The sequence below is a fragment of the Companilactobacillus farciminis KCTC 3681 = DSM 20184 genome, assembly GCF_002706745.1.
In the GTDB taxonomy this organism is placed as follows: domain Bacteria; phylum Bacillota; class Bacilli; order Lactobacillales; family Lactobacillaceae; genus Companilactobacillus; species Companilactobacillus farciminis.
Genome location: NZ_CP017702.1, coordinates 1977905 through 2002153, shown reverse-complemented (window position 1 = coordinate 2002153; position 24249 = coordinate 1977905). Strand labels below are relative to the sequence as shown.

Below are 24249 nucleotides of genomic sequence, written 5' to 3'. Positions count from 1 at the left end.
AAAGAAAAGAAAAAGAGGTTGAAGGAAAACTTAGTTTGCCTCCAAGCTCTTTTTTATATAGGTGAAGATTATGTTGAAAATTTTCAATACATTGACCCGTGAAAAAGAAGAATTTAAACCAATAACACCTAATCAAGTTAACATGTATGTCTGTGGACCTACGGTGTATAACTACATTCATATTGGTAACGCTCGTTCAATCGTGGCGTTTGACACTGTCCGTCGTTATTTGGAATTCTTAGGCTACAAAGTAAAATTCGTATCTAACTTCACTGATGTCGATGACAAGATGATTAAAGAGGCTAACCGTGAAGGCATCACTGTTCCCGAGGTTGCTGATCGATTTATCAAAGCCTTCTATGAAGATATTGCAGCTATCAATGTCCAAAAAGCTACCATCAACCCTAGAGCTACCGATAACATTCAAGATATTATCGACTTCGTCAAAGTTTTGATTGATAAAGGCTACGCTTACGAATCTGGTGGGGATGTCTTCTATCGAGCTAGAAAATTCAAGCATTACGGTGAGCTCTCTGATCAAAATATCGACCAATTAGTCGAAGGTGCCAGTGAACACATCGGTGAAGCTGAATTTGACAAGAAACAAGATCCAATCGACTTCGTGCTCTGGAAAAAAGCTAAGCCAGGTGAGATCAAATGGGATTCTCCTTGGGGTGAGGGTCGTCCAGGTTGGCACATCGAATGTTCAGTTATGTCAACTAAGTACTTAGGTGAAACCTTTGATATTCATGGTGGTGGTCAAGACTTAGAGTTCCCACACCATGAAAATGAAATTGCCCAAAGTGAAGCTAAGACTGGCAAGAAGTTTGTCAATTATTGGATGCACAACGGTTTTGTAACTGTCGAAAATAACGAGAAGATGAGTAAGTCACTTGGTAACTTTGTCACAGTTCATGATTTAGTCAAGAAGACTAATCCACAAGTTTTGCGTTTCTTCCTTTCATCAACTCATTATCGTCGTCCGCTCGAATATTCAGAAGCTAACTTGCAAAAAGCCGCTGACAACTTGGATAAAATCAAGACAGCTTACAACAATTTGAAATTCAGATTAGATGATGCCAAAGACACTGATGATGAAGAAATTGTTTCTCAAACACAAAGTATTATCGAAGACTTCAAGAACGCTATGAATGATGACTTTAACGTGCAAAATGGTTTGACAGAAATCTTTAATTTGGTCAGTTTGGCTAACAACTACTCATCAAGAGATACGGTTGCTAAAAATGCTGTAAATGTTATCCTAAAAGCTATGGCTGATTTGACAAGCATTCTAGGAATCAACTTGGATAGTCAACAAGACCTTTCTGAAGAAATTCAACAAATGGTCGACCAACGTGATCAAGCTCGTGCTGACAAAGATTTCGCAACGAGTGATAAATTACGTGACCAACTAAAAGATATGGGCGTAATCTTAGAAGATACCCCTCAAGGAACACGGTGGCATATTAATGACTGATGTTAAGAAATTTAACGGTGTAACTTTGGCCTATTTAGGCGATGCAGTTTATGAAGTATTTATTCGTGAACATTTGTTGTCCAAAAATATCGTCAAAGTAAATGAATTACAACACCAAGCCAAACATTACGTATCAGCGAAAGCTCAAGCTTCATTGATAACTTTAATGCTCGATAATGATGTTTTGACTGAACAAGAAGTAAGGATTTACAAGAACGGGCGTAATGCCAAGAAACAAACTAAAGCAAAGAATACAAGTGTTGTCACTTATCATATGTCCACTGGTTTTGAAGCCGTCTTTGGTTACTTGGATATTACTGGAGACAAAGAACGTGTTAAAGAACTTGCATTGTGGTGTATAAATGAAGTAGAAAGTGGTGCAGCAGATGACCGGAAATTCGAATAGAAATAATAACAGTGAAGAAAAAGAATTAGTTTATGGAGTTCATTCAGTAATTGAACTATTGAAGTCTTCAACAGCTGATCAACGTGTCAATAAAGTCTTAGTTCAAAAAGGACTTTCAAGTGAACACATCGCGGAAGCTATCAAATTAGCTAAACGTGATCGTTTGATCGTTCAAGAAGTACCTAAGAACAAGCTGGATGATATTAGTGAAGGCGGCAATCACCAAGGAATGGCAGCTTACATTGCCCCTTATCAATACGCTGAAATGCAAGATATCTTCGACAATGCCAAGAAGAAAAATGAAGATCCCTTTATTTTGATTTTGGACAAAATTGAAGATCCTCATAATCTCGGTTCAATCATGCGTACAGCCGATGCCGTAGGAGTGCATGGAATCATTGTGCCAAAGCATCGTTCAACAGGACTCACTTCAACGGTTGCTAAGACTTCAACTGGTGCCATTGAACACGTACCAGTAGTCCGCGTAACTAACTTAGTTAACACAATCAAAGACTTGAAGAAGAAAAATGTCTGGGTCTTTGGTACAGCTATGGAAGGTGACAATTACCGTAACTGGAATGCCAAAGGAGCAGTTGCTCTAATCATTGGTAACGAAGGTAAGGGAATTTCACCATTAGTTCTCAAACAAGCTGACCAAACTTTGAATATTCCGATGGTTGGACACGTGCAAAGTTTGAATGCTTCAGTTGCAACTGGTATTTTGTTGTATCAAGCTTTTGCTTCAAGAAATGCGTAATTTATATTAAACGAATGATTAAATTTCATTCGTTTTTTTTGTAAACAAATGTTCTCTTTTAATGCAAGAAATAGCAATGTTATTCTAAAAATATAAAATTATTCCCACAACAACACGCCAAATGTATAGCTCAGAGTCACTATGGATTGAACAGGTTAGAACTGATAGAGATTCACCAGCCCTAGATAAACTAGTGAAGAAATATCATCCGATGATCGATAACTTAGCTAAACATTACTATATCGTTGGCTTTGACCGTGAAGATTGGTATCAAGAAGCTTTTATAACTTGTTATGAGACTTGTCAAATTTTTGATGGTACTACTGGTTCAAGATTCGGCAGCTTCTTTAAAATGAAGTTTGAACGACGAATTATTGATTTGATCAGACGTGAAAATGCGAGTAAGAGAAAAATCAATGGGATGACTGAGCCGCTAGAAATTCATCCGAATCAACAACCGATTGACGGTCATCGCTACTTAATAGAGGTAAAAGATCAAGTTGAAATTTTGACTAAAAAGATGAGTAAGCTGGAATTAACGGCGATGCAATTCATTTTAGGCAAGATAACAATGGATCAAGCTTGCAAGCAACAATCGTGCACTCCTAAAAAAATTCAAAATGCAATTTATCGCTTGAAACATCTGATTTTGCAACGGGATGATTCTGATTTGTCATGAGTTTGCAATGGACAAACAACCTTCCAGAGTTTACAATTAATAAGATTAAGAATAGATTTTGGAGATAAACATGGGATTAAGAAAAGTCGCATTAGCTTGCACTGTTTGTGGTTCACGTAACTACACAATCAGCGAGAACCCAAACCGCACAGAGCGTCTAGAAGTTAAAAAGTTCTGTAAGCACTGTGGAAAACACACGTTACATAAAGAAACAAGATAAGCTGGAGGAACAAATGAAACTATTTAAATTTTTTGGTAGTGTCAATAAAGAAATGAAATTAGTTGTTTGGCCTACATTTAAAGAAAACAAGCGTGATACATGGACTGTTATCGCTACATCATTAATGTATGCAATCTTCTTTGCCGTAGTTGATTGGGGTCTAATTAAACTATTACAAACCTTTATCATGGGTAAATAGATTGTAAGAGCGTCAAAAATTTGCTATGATATTAGCAATGAGAAAAAAACTTCGACTGTGGTTCGAAGTTTTTTTATTTTGAATTTTGGAGGAAATTATGGCTGAAGCTGGCGAAAAACAATGGTATGTTTTGCATACCTATTCAGGATATGAAAATAAAGTTAAGGAAAATCTAGAATCACGTGCTCAATCAATGGGTATGGAAGATTACATTTTCCAAGCAGTTGTTCCTGAAGAAGAAGAAACAAAAATGAAGAACGGTAAAGAAAAGAAAGAAATGGAAAAAACTTTCCCTGGTTACGTTTTAGTACAAATGGTTATGAGTGATGAATCATGGTTTATCGTTCGTAATACACCAGGCGTTACTGGATTTGTCGGCAGTCACGGTTCAGGTAGTAAGCCTGCACCACTATTACCCGAGGAAATTGATAGCATCATGAAACAATATGGTATGAATGCTAATAAACCTTCTGACTTTGAAATTGGCGAAACAGTTAACATCACTGATGGTGCCTTTTCAGATACAACTGGTAAGATCACAGAAATCGATGATGAACACAGAAAACTTAAAGTTGACGTTGATATGTTTGGTCGTATGACATCAGCTGAACTTGATTTCACATCAGTTGAAAAACAAAAATAGTTATTGAAAAGACTAGTAGGCCGTGCTACTATATAACGGTATGTTTTTGACACATACATGTGGGAGAGAAAATTTTTATTCTCATCATGACCACATCACGGAACAAGGAGGTATGCACCGTGGCTAAAAAAGTTGCTAACGTAGTAAAATTACAAATCCCTGCTGGACAGGCTACTCCAGCTCCTCCAGTTGGTCCTGCACTAGGACAAGCTGGTATTAACATTGTTGCCTTTACAAAAGACTTCAATGCACGTACACAAGATCAAAAGGGTATGATTATCCCTGTTGTTATCTCAGTATACGAAGACCGTTCATTCGATTTCGTTACTAAGACACCACCAGCTGCAGTTCTATTGAAGAAAGCTGCTGGCGTTGAAAAGGGTTCTGGCGAACCTAACACAAACAAGGTTGCCACAGTTACTGAAGACCAAGTTCGCGAAATTGCTGAAACCAAGATGAAAGACCTAAACGCTGCTAGTGTTGAATCTGCAATGCGTATGGTTGCTGGTACTGCAAGAAGTATGGGCTTTGAAGTAAAGTAAAAGACTAGATTGAGCAGTTTACAAAGAATGTGAAAGCATTCTTAACAAGTGGGAGGGGAAATCCCCGTAAGACCACAAAGCAAGGAGGAACTTAGCATGGCTAAGCATGGAAAAAAATATACAGAAGCATTAAAACAAGTAGATAAAAACAAAAGTTATACTGCTGAAGAAGCTGTAGAACTATTAAAGAAAGTTGACTACGCTAAATTCGATGCAACTGTTGAAGTTGCTATCAATTTGGATGTTGATCCTAAACAAGCTGATCAACAAATTCGTGGTGCTATCGTACTACCTAACGGTACAGGTAAAACTCAAAAGGTTATCGTCTTCGCTGAAGGACAACAAGCTAAGGATGCAGAAGCAGCCGGCGCTGATATCGTTGGTTCAGATGACCTTGTAGAAAAGATTCAAGATGGCTGGTTGGACTTTGACGTTGCTGTTGCTACACCACCTATGATGGCCAAAGTTGGTCGTTTAGGTCGTGTTCTTGGACCTAAAGGTTTGATGCCTAACCCTAAGACAGGTACAGTTACAATGGATGTTACAAAGGCTGTTAATGATATTAAAGCCGGACAAGTTACATACCGTGTAGATCCAAATGGTCTTATCCACGCACCAATCGGTAAGATGTCATTTGATACAAACAAGATCGTAGAAAACTTCAATTCATTCTACGGTACAATTGCTAAAGCACGTCCTGCATCATTGAAGGGTAACTATATTGTCAGTGTAAACATGACATCTACATTTGGACCTGGTCTAAAGATCAACGCTTAATAAGTGTTGACTAATTACCAAAATAATGATAAATTATCATAGTTGATTTCTACCGAAGACTCAGGTGATGAAAGTCTTAATATCCTGCCGAGGCCAGAAGATTATTTCACTTAATCTCTGTGTCCTTAGGGCACAGGGATTTTATATTTTTAGCCGAATTTGTAGAAGATTAACTAAAAAATTGTGGAGGTGAAACGTAATAATGAAGCAAGAAGTATTAGCACAAAAACAAGCAGAAGTAGATGAAATTGCTAAGCAACTTACAGGCGCAAAATCAGTAATCGTTGTTGATTACTTAGGTCTAACAGTTGAACAAGCAACTGAAATGCGTGCTGAATTACGTGAACAAAATGCTACTATGCAAGTTGTTAAGAATACAATCTTGAGACGTGCAGCTGAAAAAGCTGGTGTTGAAGGTCTAGAGAAGTTCTTCGTTGGACCTACAGCTATCGCTTATTCTGAAGAAGATCCTGTTGGACCTGCTAAGATTGCTGCTAAGTTTGCCAAAGATGTTGATGCCGTTGAAATCAAGGGTGGAATCATCGAAGGTAAAGCTGCATCTCTTGACGAAATTCAAGAATTAGCTACATTACCAGACAGAGATGGCTTGCTATCAATGTTGGTATCTGTATTACAAGCTCCTGTACGCGACTTTGCTATGGTTGTTAAGGCAATCGCTGACAAAGAAGACGACGGACAAGAAGCTTAATTACATTAACTAAAAAAACTCATAATATTTGGAGGATACAATAATGGCTTTAGATACACAAAAGATTATCGATGATTTAAAAGATGCATCAATTCTAGAACTTAACGACCTTGTTAAGGCTATTGAAGAAGAATTTGACGTTAAGGCTGCTGCTCCAGTTGCTGCTGCCGGTGCTGCTGGTGGCGACGCTGCTGCAGAAAAGGACTCATTTGACGTTGAACTTACAGAAGCAGGTCAAGAAAAGGTTAAGGTTATCAAGGAAGTTCGTGGTATCACAGGACTTGGCTTGAAGGACTCAAAGGACCTTGTTGATGGTGCTCCTAAGGTTATCAAGGAAGGCGTTGCTAAGGCTGACGCTGACGACATGAAGTCAAAACTAGAAGCTGTTGGTGCAACAGTTACATTGAAGTAATACACTTTATGTTAAAATTAATCCTCGTAAGAGGATTTTTTTTTACCCAAAAAAGGAAGGAATAAACTTATGGCTAATCAATATTTTGAAAATACTCCTAGTGTGGAACATGAAGTTAAGAATTTCAATTTTACTTTGCGCAAACATAATTTAGATTTTATGTCTGACAGTGGGGTTTTCTCTAGACAGACAATCGATTACGGTTCACGAGTACTAATTGAAGCAATTGATTTCCAGAACATTCCTAATGGCAATATCTTAGACGTTGGCTGTGGCTATGGTCCAATCGGTTTGGCACTAGCTAAAGAACAAACTAAGCGTAACGTGACTATGGTTGACGTTAATCTAAGAGCATTAGATTTGGCAAAGAAAAATGCCGACAATAATCAAATTAAAAATGTCGAGATCTTTGAATCAGACACTTATGATAAAGTATCAGGCAAGTATGCGTTGATCGTTTCTAATCCACCTGTTCGTGCCGGTAAAAAGGTCGTCAATTCCATTTTGGCTGACTCCAAAGAGTACCTTGAGCCAAATGGTGAATTGTGGATCGTCCTACAAAAGAAACAAGGTGCTCCTTCAGCTAAAAAGCTAATGGATGAAACTTTTGGCAACGTTGAAGTAGTTACACGTGACAAAGGATATTATATTTTAAAAAGTAAATTAATTTAAAATACTCCTGAATATGGTATATTCATGTTGGAGGCGTTTACTTATGAAGAAAAAAATCGTAATTGGAATCATTATCTCTGCAATTTCTGCAGGTACAATTTTAACGGTATCATCTGTAATTCATCTTTTGAAGAATAAGACGATTCAAAATGATCGCAAGCAATTGGAAGAATATGTTGATAAATATCTTCACGGTAACGAAAAATTAATGGCTTTTGTCGGTACATTATCCGATGATCAAGTGCGTGAATTGATTGATATCTTGGAAACTTTGAAAAAAGAACAAGAACAATTAAAAATTAAAGCACCAGTATTTCCCAAATATTTAGAAAAGAAAGTAACTAATTTAATCGGATAAAATGATATTTTCAGAAGATAAAATAAATGAATATATGGATTTGGCAATAGCAGAAGCAAAAAAAGCTGAATCTAGAAGAGAAGTTCCTATTGGCTGTATCATCGTTGACAACCAGACTGGCGAAGTTATTGCTCGTGGTTCAAATGAACGTGAGGAAACCCAAAATGCTATTAAGCATGCTGAAATCATTGCCATTGAAGCAGCTTGCAAAAGGATTGGCAGTTGGCGTTTAGAACACACGAGTCTGTTTGTCACGCTTGAACCTTGTCCAATGTGTGCCGGAGCGATTATCAATAGTCGCATTGAAGAAGTTATTTATGGTGCCAAAGACCCCAAAGCAGGATCAGTTGGGTCCATCAATAATTTACTAGCTGAGACTCGTTACAACCATCAGCCAGAGGTGTTGAGCGGAGTTAAAGACCAAGAGGCAGCCGATCTTCTTCGTAATTTCTTTCGAGAAATTCGTCGCAAAAAGTAGAAAAAATTTGTGATTTATAGTATCATAGTTATTGCCGTAAGGCCTTAGGGCAATGGTGCTCTTGTGAATCGTGTCAGGTTCGGAAGAAAGCAGCACTAAGTAAGGTGTACCATGTGCCTTTTGTTATGTATATTAGCCTCCTAATCTATTCCGGATTAGGAGTTTTTTTGTGTTAAAATTTACATATCAGATTTTTTTGAAGGAGAAAAAATGGCATATCAAGCACTTTATCGAGTTTGGCGTCCCCAAACTTTTTCTGACGTAATTGGCCAAGATGTCATTACTCAGACGTTGAGAAATGCGGTGGCTAGCAATATGACTAGTCATGCGTATTTATTCAGTGGGCCACGTGGTACTGGGAAGACATCCTGTGCGAAGATTTTGGCTAAGGCAGTTAATTGTCTTAACCCTCAAGATGGTGAGCCTTGTAATGAATGTGAAATTTGTTTAGCAGCCAATGAGAACCGTTTAAATGATGTGATTGAGATCGATGCGGCCTCAAACAATGGTGTTGAAGAGATTCGTGACATTCGTGACAAAGTTAAATACGCTCCAACTGAAGCCAAATATAAAGTTTATATCATTGATGAAGTTCATATGCTTTCTCAAGGTGCATTCAATGCCTTACTGAAAACATTGGAAGAACCACCAGCAAATGTTATGTTTATTTTGGCAACAACCGAACCACAAAAGATTCCCGCAACAATTATTTCTAGAACACAAAGTTTTAATTTCAGAAGAATCTCTAAACAAGATATCCTGAAACGAATGACTTTTATTTTAAATGATAAAAATATTAAGTATGACGAAGAAGGATTGGACATTATTGCCGCTTCTGCTGAAGGTGGAATGCGTGATGCTTTGAGTATTTTGGATCAAGCTTTATCGTATGGCGATGATGAATTGACCCTCAAGAACGCTCAAGAAGTAACCGGTGCTTTGAGCAATGAACAGATTGTTTCTTACATGACCGCGATTGCTGAAAACAAGCCTGCTCAAGCTTTGACGAGTTTATACCAAATCTTGGAGAGTGGTCGTTCGGCTTTACGATTTACAGAGATGATCATTCGAGTTTGTCGTAATTTAATTTTGTATAATTCCAATTCTGATTTATCTAAGCAGATGGATAGTTCAGTTATGACGAAAGAATTATTGGCGATTGCGGATAAGTTTGACAATGACCGCTTGTTTTATATCGTTGATCAAGTCAGTGCGACACAAAAGAATCTCAAGAATTCCAATCAGACTGATATTTATATGGAAATTTTGACAGTTAAGATTTCTGAACCTAAGGTAGCTAAAACTAGTGCTTCGGAAGCAGAAGTGCCAGTTGAAAATGAAGTTATCGATAAGTTGCGTGATGAAGTTTCTCACTTGCAAAATGAAGTCAAAGACTTATCTAGTGGTGCAGTCGTGTCAAAGAACAATTCCAAACCTAAGCCACACCATCGTGCCAACAACAATACTCGTTTGAACAAGACCGCAATTTACAAAGTTCTCGGCAGCGCTACTAAGAATGATTTAGCCGAAGCTAGAGACATGTGGCCCGAACTAATGAGTATGCTTTCTATTTCACAACGTGCTATGATGAGAGTCGCACAACCAGTTGCTGCATCTTCAGAAGGCATCGTGGTCGCTTTTGATTACGCTATGTGGTTTGAACAAGTGCAAGATGATAGTGACTTCTTACAGTCTTTGATCGATAATTCTAGCAGGTTATTGAAGCGAGATTGTCAAATAGTTCTTGTACCTAAGGTCGATTGGCCTAAAATAAGAAAAGAATATATTGATAATAATATTGATTCAACTAAGAAAAACACGGTAAAATCTAATAAAGAAACTAAAAAGACTGATCCCACCGTTGATGAAGCTTTAAAATTATTTGGTGACGATATAGTTGATGTAAAAAATGACTAGGAGGAATTATTATGAGTAAAGGAATGCCAAATATGGGTGGAATGGGTGGCAACATGGCCAATATCATGCGCCAAGCCCAAAAGATGCAAAAAGAAGTTCAAGCTACAACTGAAGAACTTAACAAGACAGAATACACTGGTAAATCAGTCGATGACTTTGTCGTTGTTAAAGTTACTGGTGACAAGAAGATTGCTGACATGACAATCAGCGACAAGATTATTGATCCAGATGATCCAGATACATTGCAAGATATGTTGATCGATGCTTTGAACAATGCTTTCAAGGCTGTAGATGATGACAAACAAGCAAAATTAGGTAAATATACAAACGGGTTGATGTAATGAAATATCCAGAACCAATTTCGAAGTTAATTGATAGCTATATGATGTTACCGGGTATTGGTCGCAAGACTGCTACTCGAATGGCATTTTTCACGCTTGGTATGGACAAAGACCAGGTTAAGGAATTTGCCGATAACTTAATTTCCGCTAAGACAGATTTGAAGAAATGTAAGATCTGTGGAAATATTACCACTGAGGATATTTGTCCAATTTGTAGTGATAAGAGTCGTGATCAATCAACTATTTTAGTCGTCGAACAAGCTAAAGACATTATGTCCTTAGATGATATGAACGGCTATAACGGGTTGTATCACGTCCTAGGAGGGGTCTTATCGCCAGTTGATGGAGTTGGCCCAGAAGATTTGAATATTAAGATGTTGCTTAATCGTTTGAAGCAGAATCAAAGCGTTAAAGAATTGATCATTGCTACAAACGCAACGCCAGAAGGGGAAGCAACTGCTCAATATTTAGCCAAATTAGTTAAGCCAGCAGGAATAAAAGTAACTAGACTGGCACATGGTTTAGCAGTCGGCTCAGACATTGAATATGCCGATGAAATGACGTTAAAGAGTGCTGTTCTAGGTCGCAGGGAGATTTAACATGTTTGGTAGAAAAAAAGTGTCTGTCCAAAAAATGGAAGACGATCGCCTCTTAGATAATATTCACCAGATTCAAAGACGAATCGGGAATACCCAAAGAATGATCAATAATTCAGTGGATGTAGACGATACGACAAGAATCCACTTGAAGTTAGATCAATTGAAGTATCAATTTTTGTATTTAGAAGCTAGAAGAAGAAAGGCCCAAGCTAAGGCTACGACCAATATTATTTTTGGTGAAGAAGATACTTTCTTGAAGCAACCTAGTCGAGCTGAAAAGCACTGGTAGTACTTTTAACTGCCGTCCTCCATAGCAAAGAAAATAAGAATAATTTCACCACTGAGCCAATTTTCTTTGCTATTCCGGACTAGATTCTAGCTTTATAATTTAATAGAAAAAACAAATAGCATTCATATTATTAGTGCGTTGGCACCTGTCAAGTTGATATTTGAAATAATATAAAAATTGAATATTTTTTTAGATGGCCATATCCCAGTGTTCTGCTGGGGTATGGCCATTTATTGTTTGTGATCTGTTTATATGATTGAAATAGTGAATTCCTTCGTTGACAAGTTTGACTAGTTCTTTGTAAGTCTTAGGCATTGGATGGCGATTCATCCAACGTAATTTGAATTCACTCCACCAACGTTCCATTGGTGAATTATCGTACGGTGTACCTGGTCTTGACATACTTCTAATAACGCCATGTTCATCTAAAAAATTTCCAAATGATAATGACGTAAACGCTGATCCGCGGTCCGTATGGACCATCGGACACACATTACCAGCTTTTGTAAATGCACGTTGAAATACAATTATTTCAGCTGCTGAAGTTTCTGTAAGGCTGATATTACTTGAAATTAAATAACGACCGTAGAGGTCTAAAACTCCACTCAAACGGACTTTATATTCGCCGTTTAAGCCGTAAGGAATTTCTGTTGAGTCACATAACCAGACTTGATTAGGTCCCGTTACCTCGAAATTTTGATTCAGTACATTATCTTGTATATAAATCTCTTTTTGTTTAGAACGATTGTGTTTCTTGATTCTAGACTGACATTTAATGTCTAATTCTCTCATTAAACGTTTCACTTGTTTAAGTGAAACCTTAAATGTGATTTGATTATCCGCTAATAGGTTAATCAATATCTTGCCTGCACCAATAGTCTTAGTATTTAATTCGTACCAGTACATAATACGTTCTTTTAATAGCTTATCTTGAAGTTCCTTTTCCGTTTCTGTACGAGTCCAGTATTTGCTATATGCTTGTCGGCTAACACCGACAACGCGCAGTAAAACGGTTATGGCTCCATGATTATTTTGACTGACTTCCTTTATTGCCTGGTAAGCCAATCTATGTTGTTGTTTCACCCCCTGTGCTGAATTTCTTGCAATTTTTTTGCGAATTCCTCAATTAATTTTTGGTCTTTTAATTGGGATTCCAATTCTCTGATTTTTAAATGCGCTTTATCTAATTCTGTTAAGTCATCTTTTGCTTTGTGATGGCCCCGGCCATCGATCAAAGCTTTATAACCGCCGTCCTTGGATTTTAAAACCCAAGAACGAACTTGTTGATAAGATATGGAATACTTTTCTGCAGCTTCCTTATAAGTATGTTTGCCCTTAACGACATACTCTACGATTTCGATACGTTCTTCAAAGGTTATCTTTTTTTTCATAATGGAATTCTTCTTTCTTGGTGAGCCATCCTTCAACAGTTTTCCATTATTATACTTGAACACCCAGTCCGATACTTGAAAAGTATTTCTTAAACCATATTTATAGGCAATGGTTTCTAAAGAACCTTTACCTTCAAGATAGTCTGTCACGACTTGTAATTTAAATTTATATGAATATTTTGTACGCTTTGTTATTTCCTTCAGGCCGTCGATTCCATATTGATCGAAGAGATGGACCCATCTACGAAAAGTTTTATGAACAATATTATTTTTTCTGGCAAATGTTCTGAGTGGATAAGTTGACTCTTTGAATCCTAGCACTAAATCTAGCTTTTCTTGAAGTGAGTGTTTACTTCTAGGCATAGAAAAATCCTTTCATGAATATCAGATGAATTTATATTATTTCATCTGACAACCATAAAAGGATTATCGCATTAGAATGTGGTTCTTCTGAACAGAACTATACTCTATGTATGAATGCTATTTTTGACTTCGATTTATTTGAAATAAGCAATAAATGTCGTTATTTAGTCGGTAGTGGCAGCTTTGTGGATGCTCAGTACTGAAATTTCACTTAGCAATTTATTGCTTAGTGAAAGGTCAAGCTTTAAGACAGTTCCCGGTCTTGGAATTGGCTTAAAGTTGCGCCCAGTACGTTCCAGCGTCCACAAAGCGGAACGGACGACGGCATATTTTTAATCAAAACCAAATAACAACTTGCCATGAGTTTCATTTATTTCATTTTTCAAGTAAAATAGTAGTAATCATTTAAAAGGGGTTATATAATGTCAGGAATATTTATATCATTTGAAGGACCAGACGGAGCGGGCAAGACGACTGCACTTGAAAAGCTATTGCCACTTTTGAAGGAGAGAACTGATAAAGAAGTCGTTCTTTCTCGAGAACCCGGTGGCAGTATCATTGCTGAAAAAATCCGAAAAATTATTTTGGATATTCATGATGAAGAAATGGACCCTAGAACAGAAGCTCTATTGTATGCAGCAGCTAGACGTCAGCACTTGGTTGATGCCGTTTTGCCAGCTTTAGAGGAAGGCAAGGTTATGTTGAGTGATCGTTTCGTTGATAGTTCAATTGCTTATCAAGGTGGCGGTCGTCAAATTGGGACTAAAGAAGTTGGTGAAATCAATGATTTTGCCATCGATGGTCACTTGCCTGATTTGACAGTTTACTTTGACGTTACACCAGACGTTGGGCTTAGCCGTATCAGAAAAGATCACGAAGGTGCGATGGATCGTTTGGAAAAGGAAGCTTTGTCATTCCATCAACGAGTTTATGATTCATATATGGAAATCGTTAAGAATAATCCCGACCGAATCAAAACTGTCGACGCCGCCCAACCAGTGGAAAAAGTCGTTGATGATACTTTAGATGTTATAATCAAGAGATTTCCCGATGTTTTTAATGGAGGAAAATAAATTATGAAATTAATTGTCGCAATCGTTCAAGATAAAGATAGCCAACACTTGGAAGCCAACTTAGTAAAAGCCAACTTCCGTGCTACTAAATTGCCATCAACTGGTGGATTTTTAAAAGCCGGAAACTGTACTTTCTTGATTGGTGTTGAAGAAGAAAAAGTTGACGATGCCTTAGCTGTTATCAAGAAGACTAGTCATACACGTTCACAATACGTTACACCAACATTCTTAATGCCAGAAGCTGCTTCAAGCATGGCTGATCCAGTTGAGGTTCAAGTCGGTGGAGCAACTTGCTTTATTTTACCGGTGGATAAATTCGTGAGATTTTAATAATGGAAAGTTTAGTAAAGGAACAACCGCGCGTAGTTCATGAGTTTCAAAAAATCATTTCATCCAATATGTTGTCGCACGCGTATTTGATTGACAGCGCTTCGTCAAAAGTCAGACAACAGATGGCAATTTGGTTAGCGCAAAGTCAATTTTGTGATAACTTAGTAGATGGAGCACCTGATCAAACTTGTCAAAAATGTCAGACGATTGCTTTAGGCGATAATCCTGATGTTTTGGAAGTTAAGACTGATAAGAGAAGTATCGGTGTTGATGACATCAAGTTTTTCAAAAAAGAAGCTAATATGGCTGCTACTCAAGGTAAGCGCCGTATTTTAATCATTGATGAAGCGGAAAAGATGACCGTTCAGGCTGCTAATAACCTGTTGAAAACAATCGAGGAGCCAGAAGGTAACTTGATGATTATCTTGCTGGCTGAATCGGCTAAACAGTTGTTGCCGACAATTCAATCACGTGTGCAAATTTTTCATCTGTCTAATCAAAGTAACGACGATGAAATAACGGCATTAGTTAACTTAGGATTTAAAGAAGAACAAGCTAAGCGTGCTTTAAAAGTCACTGATATTAAGTATTTGGAAGCTATTGATGGTGAAAAGTTTCAAGCATATACCACTGTTATAACGAGTTGGTTAAAGGAAATTAATAAACAAAAAATAAATTCTTTTGTGGATATACAGACCGACGTTATGCCGTTAGTAGAGAATAAGGATCAACAACATTTGTTTTTCGATATGTTGAATCAAATTTTTAGTGATATATTATCAATAAGGTACAATTTAGAAAAATCGACATTAACATCTGTGGATATCTTGTCAAATAAAAGTATTAAACGAGTTATCCAAATGTCAGATGATTTATTCACAGCGCAACAAATGTGGAAAAGTAATGTTTCGTTTCAAGCTATTTTAGAAGATTTGTCATTAAAATTTGTGGATTAGTAGGTGAAATCATGGCAGAGAAAGATTTATATGATGAATTTGAGACAATCACAGATCAACTAAATGATATAAGTAAAAAAGTTTCTTTGCTTAAAGAAGAATTATCGAAGACTCTCGAAGAAAAAGAAGAGTTAAAGATTGAAAACAAAAATCTTCGCAAGCATTTAGAAAAGATGGGTTATGAAGATAAGGATTTTAAGGGAAACAAGTTATCTTATTCACGGTTAAATCTAGAAAGTTTATATCGTAAAGGATTCCATGTTTGCCAACAATTTTACGGAACTCATCGTAAGGACAAGGAAGAATGTATCTTCTGTACGAATGTCCTTTATGGAAGCAACAAGAAGAGCAAGAAAAAAGCAATTAAGAACAGATAAGGGGAGCTATTTGAATGAAGGAACAAAGGAGTTTTGTTGATAATTCGAAGGGCTGCCTTTTTTTAGTGCCAACGCCAATTGGTAATTTAGAAGACATGACTTTTCGAGCTGTTAACACGTTAAAAGAGGTCGATTTAGTCGCTGCAGAGGATACTCGTAATACTAAGAATTTATTAAATCATTTTGATATCCCAACAGAATTAATAAGTTTTCATGAACATAATACTGCCCAACGTATTCCAGAATTAATAGAAAAAATGAATCAAGGACTAAAGATTGCTCAAGTTAGCGATGCCGGAGCACCTTCAATCAGTGACCCCGGAAAAGAATTAGTCAAAGCGGCTATTAAAGAAGAGATTCCAGTCGTACCATTGCCCGGCGCAACTGCTTCAATCACAGCTTTGATTGCTTCGGGAATTAGCCCACAACCATTTTATTTCTATGGATTCTTGCCTCGAAAGGGTAAAGAGAGAACTCAAGCTTTAAGTAACTTGTCTAAGCGCGAAGAGACAACTATCGTTTATGAATCACCTTATCGGGTTAAGAAGACGATTCAAGATTTGATTGATAACTTCGGTGGCGACAGACAGATAACTTTGGCCCGAGAACTAACCAAGATTCACGAAGCCTTTTTACGTGGTAGTTTGGATCAAGTGGCAAGTTATTATGAAGAAAATGATCCTAAAGGCGAATACGTTTTGATTATTGCGGGAAAACCTGAAGAAGTTACACAAGCTGAATCAGATGATGACTTGGTTGGTTCAGTCGATAAATTGATTGCACAAGGCTTAAAGCCAAACAAAGCCATCAAAGAAGTAGCCACTCAAAATGGTCTTAAGAAACAAGAAGTTTATAATTTGTATCATGGAATTGGAGAAGAGTAATCGTGACTGAAAAAAGAACCTTTTCAATCGAGATGGAAGTACCTTATTATTTCGTCAACTTTACCGGCGACATGCGTTTGTCAGCACTAGTCGATGCAATGCTGTTGACGTCAGAAAAGCAGTTGCATCAAGCTGATATTGATAGTAGTGAAATGGTAAAGAATAATGGCCTAGGTTGGGTCGTCGTGCAATATCACATGGACATTGATAAGATGCCAAGACTTGGTCAAAAAATCAAAGTTACTACGCAAGCAACGAGTTACAACAAGTATTTCTTCTATCGTGATTTTTGGATTGACGATGAAGAAGGCAACCGCATGGTCAGCGCCACGAGTGCCTTTGTTTTGATTGATATCAAGCAACGCAAGATTGTCAGTGCAGCAGATCGATTGGATGATTTGTTTGGAGCAGTCGAAACTACTAAGCTCAAACGTTTCAATCGGATCAAAGTACCGGATGATTTTGATTTCCAACAACAGCAACATATCGGTTATTACAACATTGATGTTAATAAACATGTTAATAATTCATATTATTTCGATTGGATGGTCGACACCTTAGATATTGATTTTATCGGCAGTCATCAACTAACTAGTATGGACATTAAATATGACAAAGAACTAAATATCAAGAGTCAACCAATCGCTTATGCTAAATTAGATAATACGAACAATAAATCTATTCATTGGATAAAGAACGGTGACGTACTGAACGTTGTTGCTCAGTTCAATTGGAAAAATAAGTAAATTGCAAACAAAACACTTGTTTACAGAAAAAATAGTGCTATGATAGACGAGTACTAAAAAATTTGGAGTAGGATTCAAGGCGTTAAGTGCTGGTGGAACGGAATGTGAACACCGGACAAAGAGTTATCTCGCGATCTTGTTTCCGCATTCGCCACTTTATATACGTCTTAAGCCTATATCTGGTGGCAGCTCCGTCTAGGAGATGTCGATTATGAACAGTAGAAGTACAGTAATAAGTGTGCAAGAAGTCACTTGGATGGCATTGTTGATCGCAATGCAAATGGTATTAGCAAAGCTTTCCGTCGGGAGCAATACCTTGAAAGTCGGCTTTAGTTTCATTGCAATAGGATTATTAGGTTATTATTTTGGACCAGTGAAAGCTGCTATGGCTAACGTCTTGGCTGATGTTATCAGTAACGTCGTCATGCCATCGAGTGGTGGATTCTTCTTAGGATTCACTTTCTCAGCTTTAGTAGCTGGTGCCATCTATGGTTATATGCTTTACAACCATAAAGTAACAGTTTGGAGAAGTTTAGTAACAGTGCTTTTGATCACAGTAGTTGTCAATACTGGATTGAACACGATATGGATTCACATGATGACAAACGTTCCATATTCAGCATTGTTGATCACCAGACTACCAAAGGAAGCATCCAGTTTGGTTTACCAGACAGGGCTTTTGTATATCGTCCTTAAGTGGATTGATAATTCGAAATTTAATAAAATCGGCCAATAAGTGGTCGGTTTTTTTTTATCCCAAATTCTGTGTTAAAATAAATTCTACTAAGAATGAGGGATAAATATGAAAATATTAGCATTTGATACATCTAATAAACCACTCTCCGTTGCAGTAGTTAGTGATGGAAAAGTTTTAGCACAGATGGAATCTACTGAAAAAAAGACACATAGTGTAACACTTTTACCAGATATCCAAGCTTGTTTAAAAAAGGCTGATTTGACGGCCCAAGACTTAGACTTGATTGCAGTGGCTAAGGGTCCAGGTTCATACACAGGAGTAAGAATTGCTGTGACAGTTGCCAAAGTTTTGGCTGATACTTTGAATAAGAAATTAGTTGGAGTTTCCAGTTTGAAATTATTGGCAGCTAATGGGGATAAAGCACACATTTTAGTACCATTGATGGATGCTAGAAATGACAACGCCTTTGCTGGTGTTTACCAAGTTAATCGGGATGATTTGAGAAATATTATCGAAGATCACCACACTTCAATGGCCAAGTTGTTCGAGTCATTGCAAGATTACAATCAAGATCAACTTGAATTTATCAACGCAACGCCAAGATTACAGGAATTAATTCAAAATCAATTTCCCAATGCCAAAATTATTATGAGTGAAAATTCATTGCCAGATGCATCCAAGTTAGCTCAGTTAGCTGAGAATACTAAACCAGTTGAAAATATCGACGATTTTGTACCAACTTACTTACGTTTAACTCAAGCTGAACATGATTGGTATGCTAAGGGACATAAGGATGACGGCAATGTTTCCTATGTTGAAGAAGTTTAAGAGTTTATTTACTAGTAACAAAACTCCGAAATTTGATTTTGAAGAAAAAGTAGTAACGATTGAGGATCAAAAGTTTGTTTTAAGAAAAGCAGTTCAAGCTGACGATATTCAATATATGCAGATTCAAGAGACCATTTATCCCATTCCGGTTCCATGGCCCATCGATATTGTAAAAATGGAGATCGACAATAAGAATGCCCTATATTTGTCACTCGTCTATCGAGATAAAGTTGTGGCATTTATTGGCATTTCTTTGAGCGACAAGAGTGAATCGCACATTACTAATTTGGCAGTTCACGTTGACTATCAAAATATGGGCATTGGACATTTATTGTTGAATCAAGCCTTTAGTTATTGTCGAAAACGTAATTTTGAAAAGATGTCATTAGAAGTTGACGTTACTAATAAGCCAGCCTTGGCACTATATGACGCCTTTGGTTTCAAGACGAAGACCGTTCATAAAAAGTATTATTTTAGAAATCATCACGACGCTTTGGAAATGATGGTTGATTTGTAAGGGAGATTACTGTGAAAAAAGATACATTAATAATGTCATTTGAAAGTAGCTGTGATGAAACTAGTGTCGCTGTTATCAAAAATGGTAAGGAAATATTATCAAATATAATTGCAACCCAAATTAAGAGTCACCAACGTTTCGGAGGAGTCGTACCAGAAGTTGCCAGTCGTCACCACGTTGAAGAGATCACTAAGTGTATCAATTTGGCTTTAGATGAAGCAAAAGTTAGTTACGAAGACTTAGATGCCGTAGCCGTTACTTATGGACCAGGACTAGTCGGAGCTTTGTTGATTGGTATCATGGCTGCTAAGACAGTTGCTTTTGCCCATAATTTACCATTGATCAAAGTTAACCATTTGGCAGGACACATCTATTCAGCTAATTTCGTGACTGAATTGCAATATCCATTCATGGCTTTGTTGGTTTCTGGTGGACACACTGAATTAGTATTAGTTACCGCTCCTGGAGTTTTCCAGACCCTCGGTGATACTCGTGACGATGCTGTCGGAGAAGCTTATGACAAGATTGGTCGAGTTCTAGGAATCAACTATCCAGCTGGTAAAAAAGTCGACCAAATGGCTGCTGTTGGTAAGGATACTTTCGATTTTCCACGTGCCATGGTGCAAGAAGATAACTTGGACTTCAGTTTCAGTGGTTTGAAGAGTGCCTTCATTAACACCGTTCACCATGCCGACCAAGTTCATGAGGAATTGAACAAAGACGACCTCGCTGCCAGTTTCCAAGGTGCCGTTTTGGATATCTTGAGCAACAAGACTTTCCGTGCTATAAAGCAACATCCAGTTAAGCAATTAGTTGTCGGTGGAGGAGTTTCCGCTAACCAAGGTTTGAGAAAACGTTTGGCAAAAGATATCAAGGACAAGAATTTGGATATGGAATTAGTCTTTCCACCATTGAGACTTTGTGGTGATAACGCCGCAATGATTGGTGCCATGGCTCAGATTCAATTTGATAAAGGCGACTTTACGGAATTGGATTTGAACGCTAATCCTAGTTTAGATTTTGATATGGAATAATTTATAGGGATGCTATCGAAGTTTTCGGTAGGGTCCTTTTTGTTTTGACCGTAATGCGGAATTTAGGAAAATATTGTGATATATTTTAAATAGTGATTAATTTAATTATTTCTTAAATCAGAGGGTGAAAAAATGGCAGATAGGATCAGTTTGGGTTTGGATATTGGTGTAGCCTCGGTCGGATTCAGCGTTTTGGATATCGACAAAGGAAAAGTTATCGAATTAGGAGCTAGATTATTCAGTGCGACAGTTGCCGCTGGAAACCAAGATCGTCGTGATATGCGTGGTGCTAGACGATTATTGAATCGTAATAAACAACGTCGTCAAGATACTGGTAAATTATTTAAAAAGTTTGGTTTAATAGACGATTTTGATAAAGGGAGTTTTTATGACAATTTTAATCAGAATTTGAATCCTTATGAGTTGCGAGTTAAAGGATTGACTGAACAACTAACCAAAGAAGAATTGGCCGAGAGTTTGTATCAGATTGTTAAACATCGTGGGATTAGCTATGCTCTAAAAGACGCCGATGTTGATGAAGGTGGAACTGATTATTCAGTTAGTTTAAAAATCAATAGTCAAGAATTGGCTGAGAAAACTCCAGCTCAAATTCAATTACAACGTTTAAATGATTATGGCAAAGTTAGAGGACAAGTGGTTATTGGAGATGATCCTGATAATCAAAAAGTATTATTAAATGTTTTTCCAACGAGTGCTTATGAAAAAGAAGCTAAGCAAATCATTGCTACGCAACAACAATTTTATCCAGAAAGTTTGACCGATAAATTTACTGAAGAGTATTGTCAAATTTTGACAAGAAAAAGAGATTACTTTGTTGGACCTGGTAATGAAAAATCTCGGACTGATTATGGAATTTATAAAACCGATGGTCGGACTTTGGATAATTTGTTCGAGGAATTAATTGGTCATGATAAAATTTACCCTGAAGAATTAAGAGCCTCAGCTGCGTCCTATACTGCACAATTATTTAATGTATTGAACGACTTGAATAATTTGAGAATTTTGAATTATGAAGATGGAAAATTAACTAAAGAAGACAAAGAAAAAATCATTGCCGAAATAAAGAATAATACGACAACGATAAATATGTTAAACGTTATTAAAAAAGTCGCTGGCTGTTCAAAAGATGACATTAAGGGATTCCGTGTTAATGAAAAGGACAAACCAGAAATCAGCTCAATGCCCGTTTATCGTAAAATTCATAAGGACTTACTTAAAGCTGGAGTGGATATTAGCGATTGGCCAGTTGAATTTATTGATGAATTAAGTTTTATTTTGACTTTAAATACTGAAAATGGTGAAATCAGAAAACAACTTAATAATCGTCTAGCTCCTAAATTTGATTTTTTGAATGCTGATCTAATTCAGTTGATTATTGATAATAAAGATAGTTTTGAAATTAAGACTAATAATAAGTGGCATCGTTTCTCAGTGAAGACAATGAATAAATTGATTCCTGAAATGATGGAACGTCCTGTTGAACAGATGACTTTGTTGAATGAAATGGGTTTGGTCAAAAAAGATAAGAAGCGTTTCGAGAATAACAAGTATTTACCTTACAAAGAAATTGCTAAAGATATCTTCAATCCAGTTGCATCTAAATCAGTTCGTGAAGCTTTGAAAATTGTTAATGCAGTTTTGAAGAAATACGGACACATTGACTATTTAGTTGTTGAAATGCCTCGTGATAAGAACTTAAAAGAAGAACAAGATAACATTAAAGAATTTCAAAATAAAAATAAAAAGGCCAAAGATGCTGCCTTCGAAGCTTTTGTTAAATCAGTTGGTAGTGAACAAAGAGTAAAAGAAGCTTTGAGTAAGAATCGTAAATTACAAATGAAGATGCGTCTTTGGTATCAACAACAAGAAATTGATCCATATAATGGCAAAACAATCGATGCAACTGATTTGATCAATAATCCTGACAAATTTGAAATTGATCACATTATTCCACAATCAATTTCTTTCTACGATAGTATCAATAATAAGACATTGTGCTTTGCTTCAATGAATCAAGTAAAAGGTCAAAAAACACCGTATGAATTTATGCTTGAAGGTCACGGACAAAGTTATGACAAATTCAAAGCTACTGTAATGGCAAACAAGAACTTTGGTAAAGCTAAACGTGCTAACTATTTGTTTGAAGAAAATGTCAGTGATATTGAAACAAGAAAGAGATTCTTATCACGTAATTTAGTTGATACAAGATATTCTTCTCGAGTAGTACTTAATAGTTTGCAAGACTTCTTCCGTGAAAAGTCAGCTGATACTAAGGTGACAGTTATTCGTGGTAAGTTTACTTCTAACATGCGTAAGCATTGGCACATTGATAAAACTCGTGAAACTTTCCATCACCACGCAATTGATGCCTCAATTATTGCTGCTACTCCATTTTTGAGAATGTGGAAAAAAGGCGGCACAATTTTTCCAGTTAAAGTCGGTGAAGAATCAATCGATATTGAAACCGGTGAAATTTTAGATGATAAGAATTTTGATAAAGCTATGTATGAAGAACCTTACAGTGGCTTTGTTTCTGAAATCATGAATGCAGATGATCGAATCAAATTCTCACATCAAGTTGATAAGAAGATGAATCGTAAGGTAAGTGATGCAACGATTTATTCAACTCGAACTGGTAAATTGGCCAAAGATAAAAAAGATGCTGAGTATATCGTAGCTAAAGTGAAAGATATTTATAGTGTTGATGGCTTTAAGAAATTTAAGAAAGTTTATGATAAAGATAAGACTAAGTTCTTATTGTACAAGTATGATCCTAGAACTTTCTCCAAGTTGGAAAGAATCATAAGCGACTGTCCAGATAAAGTTGAAAAGGTACAGACAAATGGAAAGGTCAAAGCTGTGGACATCAGCCCATTTGAAATGTATCGAAGAGATCATGGAATGATTAAGAAGTATTCAAAGAAAGGTAATGGACCAGCCATTAAGCAACTTAAGTATCTTGATAAGAAACTCGGTTCACATATTGACATCACACCAGCTAATGCCAATGGTAAACACGTTATACTTCAATCGTTGAAACCTTGGAGAACCGATGTGTATTTGAATCATGAAACTGGTGAATATGAGATCATGGGAATTAAGTATTCTGATTTGAAGTTTAACAAAAATGAAGGATACGGAATCAAGAAAGATAAGTATTTGGAAATTAAGAAGGTTGAAGAAGTATCTGAAAAATCTGAGTTTATGTTTAGTTTATATCGAAAAGATAGAGTTAAAGTACAAGATATGAAAACCGGCGAATCAGTGGAATTATTATTCTGGTCGAGAAACTTTTCTAATAAAAAATATGCAGAATTGAAACCAATATCTCAGGCAGAAAATGATAAAAAATTGCCAGTTTATGGAAAAGGCCGCTTAATTAAGCGATTAATACCCAAAAATTGTAAGATTTGGAAAGTAAATACAACTATTTTAGGAGATCCATATTACTTAGAAAAAGAATCCGATAGTCCAAAAGATATCCTTGATTAATTAGAAAAATGTGATATCATTTTAACCGTAAGGGACGCCTTATACGTATGTGCGCACGTACGTTT

The 24249-nt window shown here is 36.7% G+C and carries 31 protein-coding genes, 1 other RNA gene, 1 riboswitch and 1 other annotated feature; of the genes, 30 read left to right on the top strand and 2 right to left on the bottom strand.

The features are described 5' to 3' along the window. Positions 1-70: 70 nt before the first annotated feature. The 19 genes from cysS (at position 71) to LF20184_RS09810 (ending at position 11475) form a co-directional block, all read left to right on the top strand. Entirely contained in the window at positions 71-1477 is a 1407-nt protein-coding gene (cysS, locus tag LF20184_RS09900; RefSeq protein ID WP_010018665.1) for a cysteine--tRNA ligase, read from the top strand. Continuing rightward, the gene (locus tag LF20184_RS09895) at positions 1470-1883 is read left to right on the top strand and encodes a Mini-ribonuclease 3 (RefSeq protein ID WP_010018666.1); all 414 of its coding nucleotides are present in this window, start codon (positions 1470-1472) and stop codon (positions 1881-1883) included. The genes cysS and LF20184_RS09895 overlap by 8 nt, the downstream gene beginning before the upstream one ends. Then, the gene (rlmB, locus tag LF20184_RS09890) at positions 1864-2640 is read left to right on the top strand and encodes a 23S rRNA (guanosine(2251)-2'-O)-methyltransferase RlmB (RefSeq protein WP_010018668.1); all 777 of its coding nucleotides are present in this window, start codon (positions 1864-1866) and stop codon (positions 2638-2640) included. Before LF20184_RS09895 ends, rlmB begins: the two co-directional genes overlap by 20 nt. Positions 2641-2761: 121 nt before the next feature. Beyond that, on the top strand, positions 2762-3319 hold the full coding sequence (locus LF20184_RS09885; RefSeq protein ID WP_081454077.1) for a sigma-70 family RNA polymerase sigma factor: 558 nt from the start codon (positions 2762-2764) through the stop codon (positions 3317-3319). A 70-nt stretch (positions 3320-3389) separates the two neighbouring features. Further along, on the top strand, positions 3390-3539 hold the full coding sequence (rpmG, locus tag LF20184_RS09880) for a 50S ribosomal protein L33 (protein WP_010018670.1): 150 nt from the start codon (positions 3390-3392) through the stop codon (positions 3537-3539). Between the two features lie 13 nt (positions 3540-3552). Continuing rightward, positions 3553-3738 (top strand): preprotein translocase subunit SecE, encoded by a 186-nt coding sequence (secE, locus tag LF20184_RS09875; protein ID WP_010018671.1) that lies wholly within the window; start codon positions 3553-3555, stop codon positions 3736-3738. Between the two features lie 97 nt (positions 3739-3835). Further along, the gene (nusG, locus tag LF20184_RS09870) at positions 3836-4381 is read left to right on the top strand and encodes a transcription termination/antitermination protein NusG (RefSeq protein ID WP_010018672.1); all 546 of its coding nucleotides are present in this window, start codon (positions 3836-3838) and stop codon (positions 4379-4381) included. A 119-nt stretch (positions 4382-4500) separates the two neighbouring features. Next, positions 4501-4923: a 50S ribosomal protein L11 gene (gene rplK, locus LF20184_RS09865; RefSeq protein ID WP_010018673.1), complete on the top strand. Its 423-nt coding sequence runs from the start codon at positions 4501-4503 to the stop codon at positions 4921-4923. 96 nt (positions 4924-5019) lie between these two features. Further along, positions 5020-5700: a 50S ribosomal protein L1 gene (gene rplA / locus LF20184_RS09860; RefSeq protein ID WP_010018674.1), complete on the top strand. Its 681-nt coding sequence runs from the start codon at positions 5020-5022 to the stop codon at positions 5698-5700. Positions 5701-5734: 34 nt separating this feature from the next. Next, positions 5735-5854, top strand: a sequence feature (ribosomal protein L10 leader region). 48 nt (positions 5855-5902) lie between these two features. Further along, complete coding sequence (rplJ, locus tag LF20184_RS09855) at positions 5903-6409, top strand: 50S ribosomal protein L10 (RefSeq protein WP_010018675.1); 507 nt, start codon at positions 5903-5905, stop codon at positions 6407-6409. A 43-nt stretch (positions 6410-6452) separates the two neighbouring features. Further along, positions 6453-6821 carry a 50S ribosomal protein L7/L12 gene (gene rplL, locus LF20184_RS09850; RefSeq protein WP_010018676.1) on the top strand — a complete coding sequence of 123 codons (369 nt, stop codon included), beginning with the start codon at positions 6453-6455 and terminating at the stop codon, positions 6819-6821. A 69-nt stretch (positions 6822-6890) separates the two neighbouring features. Then, a complete protein-coding gene (locus LF20184_RS09845) occupies positions 6891-7493 on the top strand; it encodes a class I SAM-dependent methyltransferase (protein ID WP_010018677.1) in 603 nt (200 codons plus the stop codon). Between the two features lie 43 nt (positions 7494-7536). Beyond that, a complete protein-coding gene (locus LF20184_RS09840) occupies positions 7537-7851 on the top strand; it encodes a lipase chaperone (RefSeq protein ID WP_010018678.1) in 315 nt (104 codons plus the stop codon). Position 7852: 1 nt separating this feature from the next. Further along, complete coding sequence (locus LF20184_RS09835; protein ID WP_029606450.1) at positions 7853-8329, top strand: nucleoside deaminase; 477 nt, start codon at positions 7853-7855, stop codon at positions 8327-8329. Between the two features lie 43 nt (positions 8330-8372). Beyond that, positions 8373-8455, top strand: an RNA gene (ffs, locus tag LF20184_RS09830) — signal recognition particle sRNA small type. An 84-nt stretch (positions 8456-8539) separates the two neighbouring features. Continuing rightward, a complete protein-coding gene (gene dnaX / locus LF20184_RS09825) occupies positions 8540-10246 on the top strand; it encodes a DNA polymerase III subunit gamma/tau (protein WP_010018681.1) in 1707 nt (568 codons plus the stop codon). 11 nt (positions 10247-10257) lie between these two features. Then, entirely contained in the window at positions 10258-10587 is a 330-nt protein-coding gene (locus LF20184_RS09820) for a YbaB/EbfC family nucleoid-associated protein (protein ID WP_010018682.1), read from the top strand. Then, positions 10587-11186 carry a recombination mediator RecR gene (gene recR, locus LF20184_RS09815; RefSeq protein ID WP_010018683.1) on the top strand — a complete coding sequence of 200 codons (600 nt, stop codon included), beginning with the start codon at positions 10587-10589 and terminating at the stop codon, positions 11184-11186. Before LF20184_RS09820 ends, recR begins: the two co-directional genes overlap by 1 nt. A gap of 1 nt (position 11187) precedes the next feature. After that, complete coding sequence (locus tag LF20184_RS09810; protein WP_010018684.1) at positions 11188-11475, top strand: YaaL family protein; 288 nt, start codon at positions 11188-11190, stop codon at positions 11473-11475. Positions 11476-11664: 189 nt separating this feature from the next. On the opposite strand, the gene LF20184_RS09805 is transcribed toward LF20184_RS09810, so the two are convergent. Next, positions 11665-12558, bottom strand: coding sequence for an IS3 family transposase (locus LF20184_RS09805; RefSeq protein ID WP_099240376.1), 894 nt, complete (start codon positions 12556-12558; stop codon positions 11665-11667). Then, a complete protein-coding gene (locus LF20184_RS09800; RefSeq protein WP_082607452.1) occupies positions 12555-13229 on the bottom strand; it encodes a helix-turn-helix domain-containing protein in 675 nt (224 codons plus the stop codon). Before LF20184_RS09800 ends, LF20184_RS09805 begins: the two co-directional genes overlap by 4 nt. 422 nt (positions 13230-13651) lie before the next feature. Between LF20184_RS09800 and tmk the strand changes: the two genes are divergently transcribed. From tmk to cas9, 11 genes are all read left to right on the top strand, one after another. Next, positions 13652-14302, top strand: a complete 651-nt coding sequence (tmk, locus tag LF20184_RS09795; RefSeq protein WP_010018685.1) for a dTMP kinase — start codon at positions 13652-13654, stop codon at positions 14300-14302. A gap of 3 nt (positions 14303-14305) precedes the next feature. Continuing rightward, positions 14306-14632 carry a cyclic di-AMP receptor DarA gene (locus LF20184_RS09790; RefSeq protein ID WP_010018686.1) on the top strand — a complete coding sequence of 109 codons (327 nt, stop codon included), beginning with the start codon at positions 14306-14308 and terminating at the stop codon, positions 14630-14632. 2 nt (positions 14633-14634) lie between these two features. Next, positions 14635-15588 carry a DNA polymerase III delta subunit-related protein gene (locus LF20184_RS09785; RefSeq protein ID WP_010018688.1) on the top strand — a complete coding sequence of 318 codons (954 nt, stop codon included), beginning with the start codon at positions 14635-14637 and terminating at the stop codon, positions 15586-15588. An 11-nt stretch (positions 15589-15599) separates the two neighbouring features. Beyond that, the gene (locus tag LF20184_RS09780) at positions 15600-15965 is read left to right on the top strand and encodes an initiation control protein YabA (RefSeq protein WP_010018690.1); all 366 of its coding nucleotides are present in this window, start codon (positions 15600-15602) and stop codon (positions 15963-15965) included. Positions 15966-15979: 14 nt separating this feature from the next. Further along, the gene (rsmI, locus tag LF20184_RS09775; protein WP_010018691.1) at positions 15980-16849 is read left to right on the top strand and encodes a 16S rRNA (cytidine(1402)-2'-O)-methyltransferase; all 870 of its coding nucleotides are present in this window, start codon (positions 15980-15982) and stop codon (positions 16847-16849) included. Positions 16850-16851: 2 nt separating this feature from the next. Further along, positions 16852-17595 carry an acyl-[acyl-carrier-protein] thioesterase gene (locus LF20184_RS09770; RefSeq protein WP_010018692.1) on the top strand — a complete coding sequence of 248 codons (744 nt, stop codon included), beginning with the start codon at positions 16852-16854 and terminating at the stop codon, positions 17593-17595. Positions 17596-17656: 61 nt separating this feature from the next. Next, a riboswitch (THF riboswitch) is annotated at positions 17657-17751 on the top strand. A 55-nt stretch (positions 17752-17806) separates the two neighbouring features. Further along, a complete protein-coding gene (locus LF20184_RS09765) occupies positions 17807-18331 on the top strand; it encodes a folate family ECF transporter S component (RefSeq protein ID WP_010018693.1) in 525 nt (174 codons plus the stop codon). A 66-nt stretch (positions 18332-18397) separates the two neighbouring features. Beyond that, a complete protein-coding gene (gene tsaB / locus LF20184_RS09760) occupies positions 18398-19120 on the top strand; it encodes a tRNA (adenosine(37)-N6)-threonylcarbamoyltransferase complex dimerization subunit type 1 TsaB (RefSeq protein WP_010018694.1) in 723 nt (240 codons plus the stop codon). Continuing rightward, a complete protein-coding gene (gene rimI / locus LF20184_RS09755; protein ID WP_235699453.1) occupies positions 19086-19637 on the top strand; it encodes a ribosomal protein S18-alanine N-acetyltransferase in 552 nt (183 codons plus the stop codon). The genes tsaB and rimI overlap by 35 nt, the downstream gene beginning before the upstream one ends. Positions 19638-19648: 11 nt before the next feature. Continuing rightward, positions 19649-20671 (top strand): tRNA (adenosine(37)-N6)-threonylcarbamoyltransferase complex transferase subunit TsaD, encoded by a 1023-nt coding sequence (tsaD, locus tag LF20184_RS09750; RefSeq protein WP_010018696.1) that lies wholly within the window; start codon positions 19649-19651, stop codon positions 20669-20671. 132 nt (positions 20672-20803) lie between these two features. Continuing rightward, on the top strand, positions 20804-24184 hold the full coding sequence (gene cas9, locus LF20184_RS09745) for a type II CRISPR RNA-guided endonuclease Cas9 (RefSeq protein WP_010018698.1): 3381 nt from the start codon (positions 20804-20806) through the stop codon (positions 24182-24184). Positions 24185-24249: the final 65 nt, after the last annotated feature.

What these genes read in the sequence shown, in the direction of transcription:
- cysS (WP_010018665.1), top strand. Translation starts at nt 71, where the DNA reads ATGTTGAAAATTTTCAATACATTGACCCGTGAAAAAGAAGAATTTAAA.
- LF20184_RS09895 (WP_010018666.1), top strand. Translation starts at nt 1,470, where the DNA reads ATGACTGATGTTAAGAAATTTAACGGTGTAACTTTGGCCTATTTAGGC.
- rlmB (WP_010018668.1), top strand. Translation starts at nt 1,864, where the DNA reads ATGACCGGAAATTCGAATAGAAATAATAACAGTGAAGAAAAAGAATTA.
- LF20184_RS09885 (WP_081454077.1), top strand. Translation starts at nt 2,762, where the DNA reads ATGTATAGCTCAGAGTCACTATGGATTGAACAGGTTAGAACTGATAGA.
- rpmG (WP_010018670.1), top strand. Translation starts at nt 3,390, where the DNA reads ATGGGATTAAGAAAAGTCGCATTAGCTTGCACTGTTTGTGGTTCACGT.
- secE (WP_010018671.1), top strand. Translation starts at nt 3,553, where the DNA reads ATGAAACTATTTAAATTTTTTGGTAGTGTCAATAAAGAAATGAAATTA.
- nusG (WP_010018672.1), top strand. Translation starts at nt 3,836, where the DNA reads ATGGCTGAAGCTGGCGAAAAACAATGGTATGTTTTGCATACCTATTCA.
- rplA (WP_010018674.1), top strand. Translation starts at nt 5,020, where the DNA reads ATGGCTAAGCATGGAAAAAAATATACAGAAGCATTAAAACAAGTAGAT.
- rplJ (WP_010018675.1), top strand. Translation starts at nt 5,903, where the DNA reads ATGAAGCAAGAAGTATTAGCACAAAAACAAGCAGAAGTAGATGAAATT.
- rplL (WP_010018676.1), top strand. Translation starts at nt 6,453, where the DNA reads ATGGCTTTAGATACACAAAAGATTATCGATGATTTAAAAGATGCATCA.
- LF20184_RS09845 (WP_010018677.1), top strand. Translation starts at nt 6,891, where the DNA reads ATGGCTAATCAATATTTTGAAAATACTCCTAGTGTGGAACATGAAGTT.
- LF20184_RS09840 (WP_010018678.1), top strand. Translation starts at nt 7,537, where the DNA reads ATGAAGAAAAAAATCGTAATTGGAATCATTATCTCTGCAATTTCTGCA.
- LF20184_RS09835 (WP_029606450.1), top strand. Translation starts at nt 7,853, where the DNA reads ATGATATTTTCAGAAGATAAAATAAATGAATATATGGATTTGGCAATA.
- dnaX (WP_010018681.1), top strand. Translation starts at nt 8,540, where the DNA reads ATGGCATATCAAGCACTTTATCGAGTTTGGCGTCCCCAAACTTTTTCT.
- LF20184_RS09820 (WP_010018682.1), top strand. Translation starts at nt 10,258, where the DNA reads ATGAGTAAAGGAATGCCAAATATGGGTGGAATGGGTGGCAACATGGCC.
- recR (WP_010018683.1), top strand. Translation starts at nt 10,587, where the DNA reads ATGAAATATCCAGAACCAATTTCGAAGTTAATTGATAGCTATATGATG.
- LF20184_RS09810 (WP_010018684.1), top strand. Translation starts at nt 11,188, where the DNA reads ATGTTTGGTAGAAAAAAAGTGTCTGTCCAAAAAATGGAAGACGATCGC.
- LF20184_RS09800 (WP_082607452.1), bottom strand. Translation starts at nt 13,229, where the DNA reads ATGCCTAGAAGTAAACACTCACTTCAAGAAAAGCTAGATTTAGTGCTA.
- tmk (WP_010018685.1), top strand. Translation starts at nt 13,652, where the DNA reads ATGTCAGGAATATTTATATCATTTGAAGGACCAGACGGAGCGGGCAAG.
- LF20184_RS09790 (WP_010018686.1), top strand. Translation starts at nt 14,306, where the DNA reads ATGAAATTAATTGTCGCAATCGTTCAAGATAAAGATAGCCAACACTTG.
- LF20184_RS09785 (WP_010018688.1), top strand. Translation starts at nt 14,635, where the DNA reads ATGGAAAGTTTAGTAAAGGAACAACCGCGCGTAGTTCATGAGTTTCAA.
- LF20184_RS09780 (WP_010018690.1), top strand. Translation starts at nt 15,600, where the DNA reads ATGGCAGAGAAAGATTTATATGATGAATTTGAGACAATCACAGATCAA.
- rsmI (WP_010018691.1), top strand. Translation starts at nt 15,980, where the DNA reads ATGAAGGAACAAAGGAGTTTTGTTGATAATTCGAAGGGCTGCCTTTTT.
- LF20184_RS09765 (WP_010018693.1), top strand. Translation starts at nt 17,807, where the DNA reads ATGAACAGTAGAAGTACAGTAATAAGTGTGCAAGAAGTCACTTGGATG.
- tsaB (WP_010018694.1), top strand. Translation starts at nt 18,398, where the DNA reads ATGAAAATATTAGCATTTGATACATCTAATAAACCACTCTCCGTTGCA.
- rimI (WP_235699453.1), top strand. Translation starts at nt 19,086, where the DNA reads ATGACGGCAATGTTTCCTATGTTGAAGAAGTTTAAGAGTTTATTTACT.
- cas9 (WP_010018698.1), top strand. Translation starts at nt 20,804, where the DNA reads ATGGCAGATAGGATCAGTTTGGGTTTGGATATTGGTGTAGCCTCGGTC.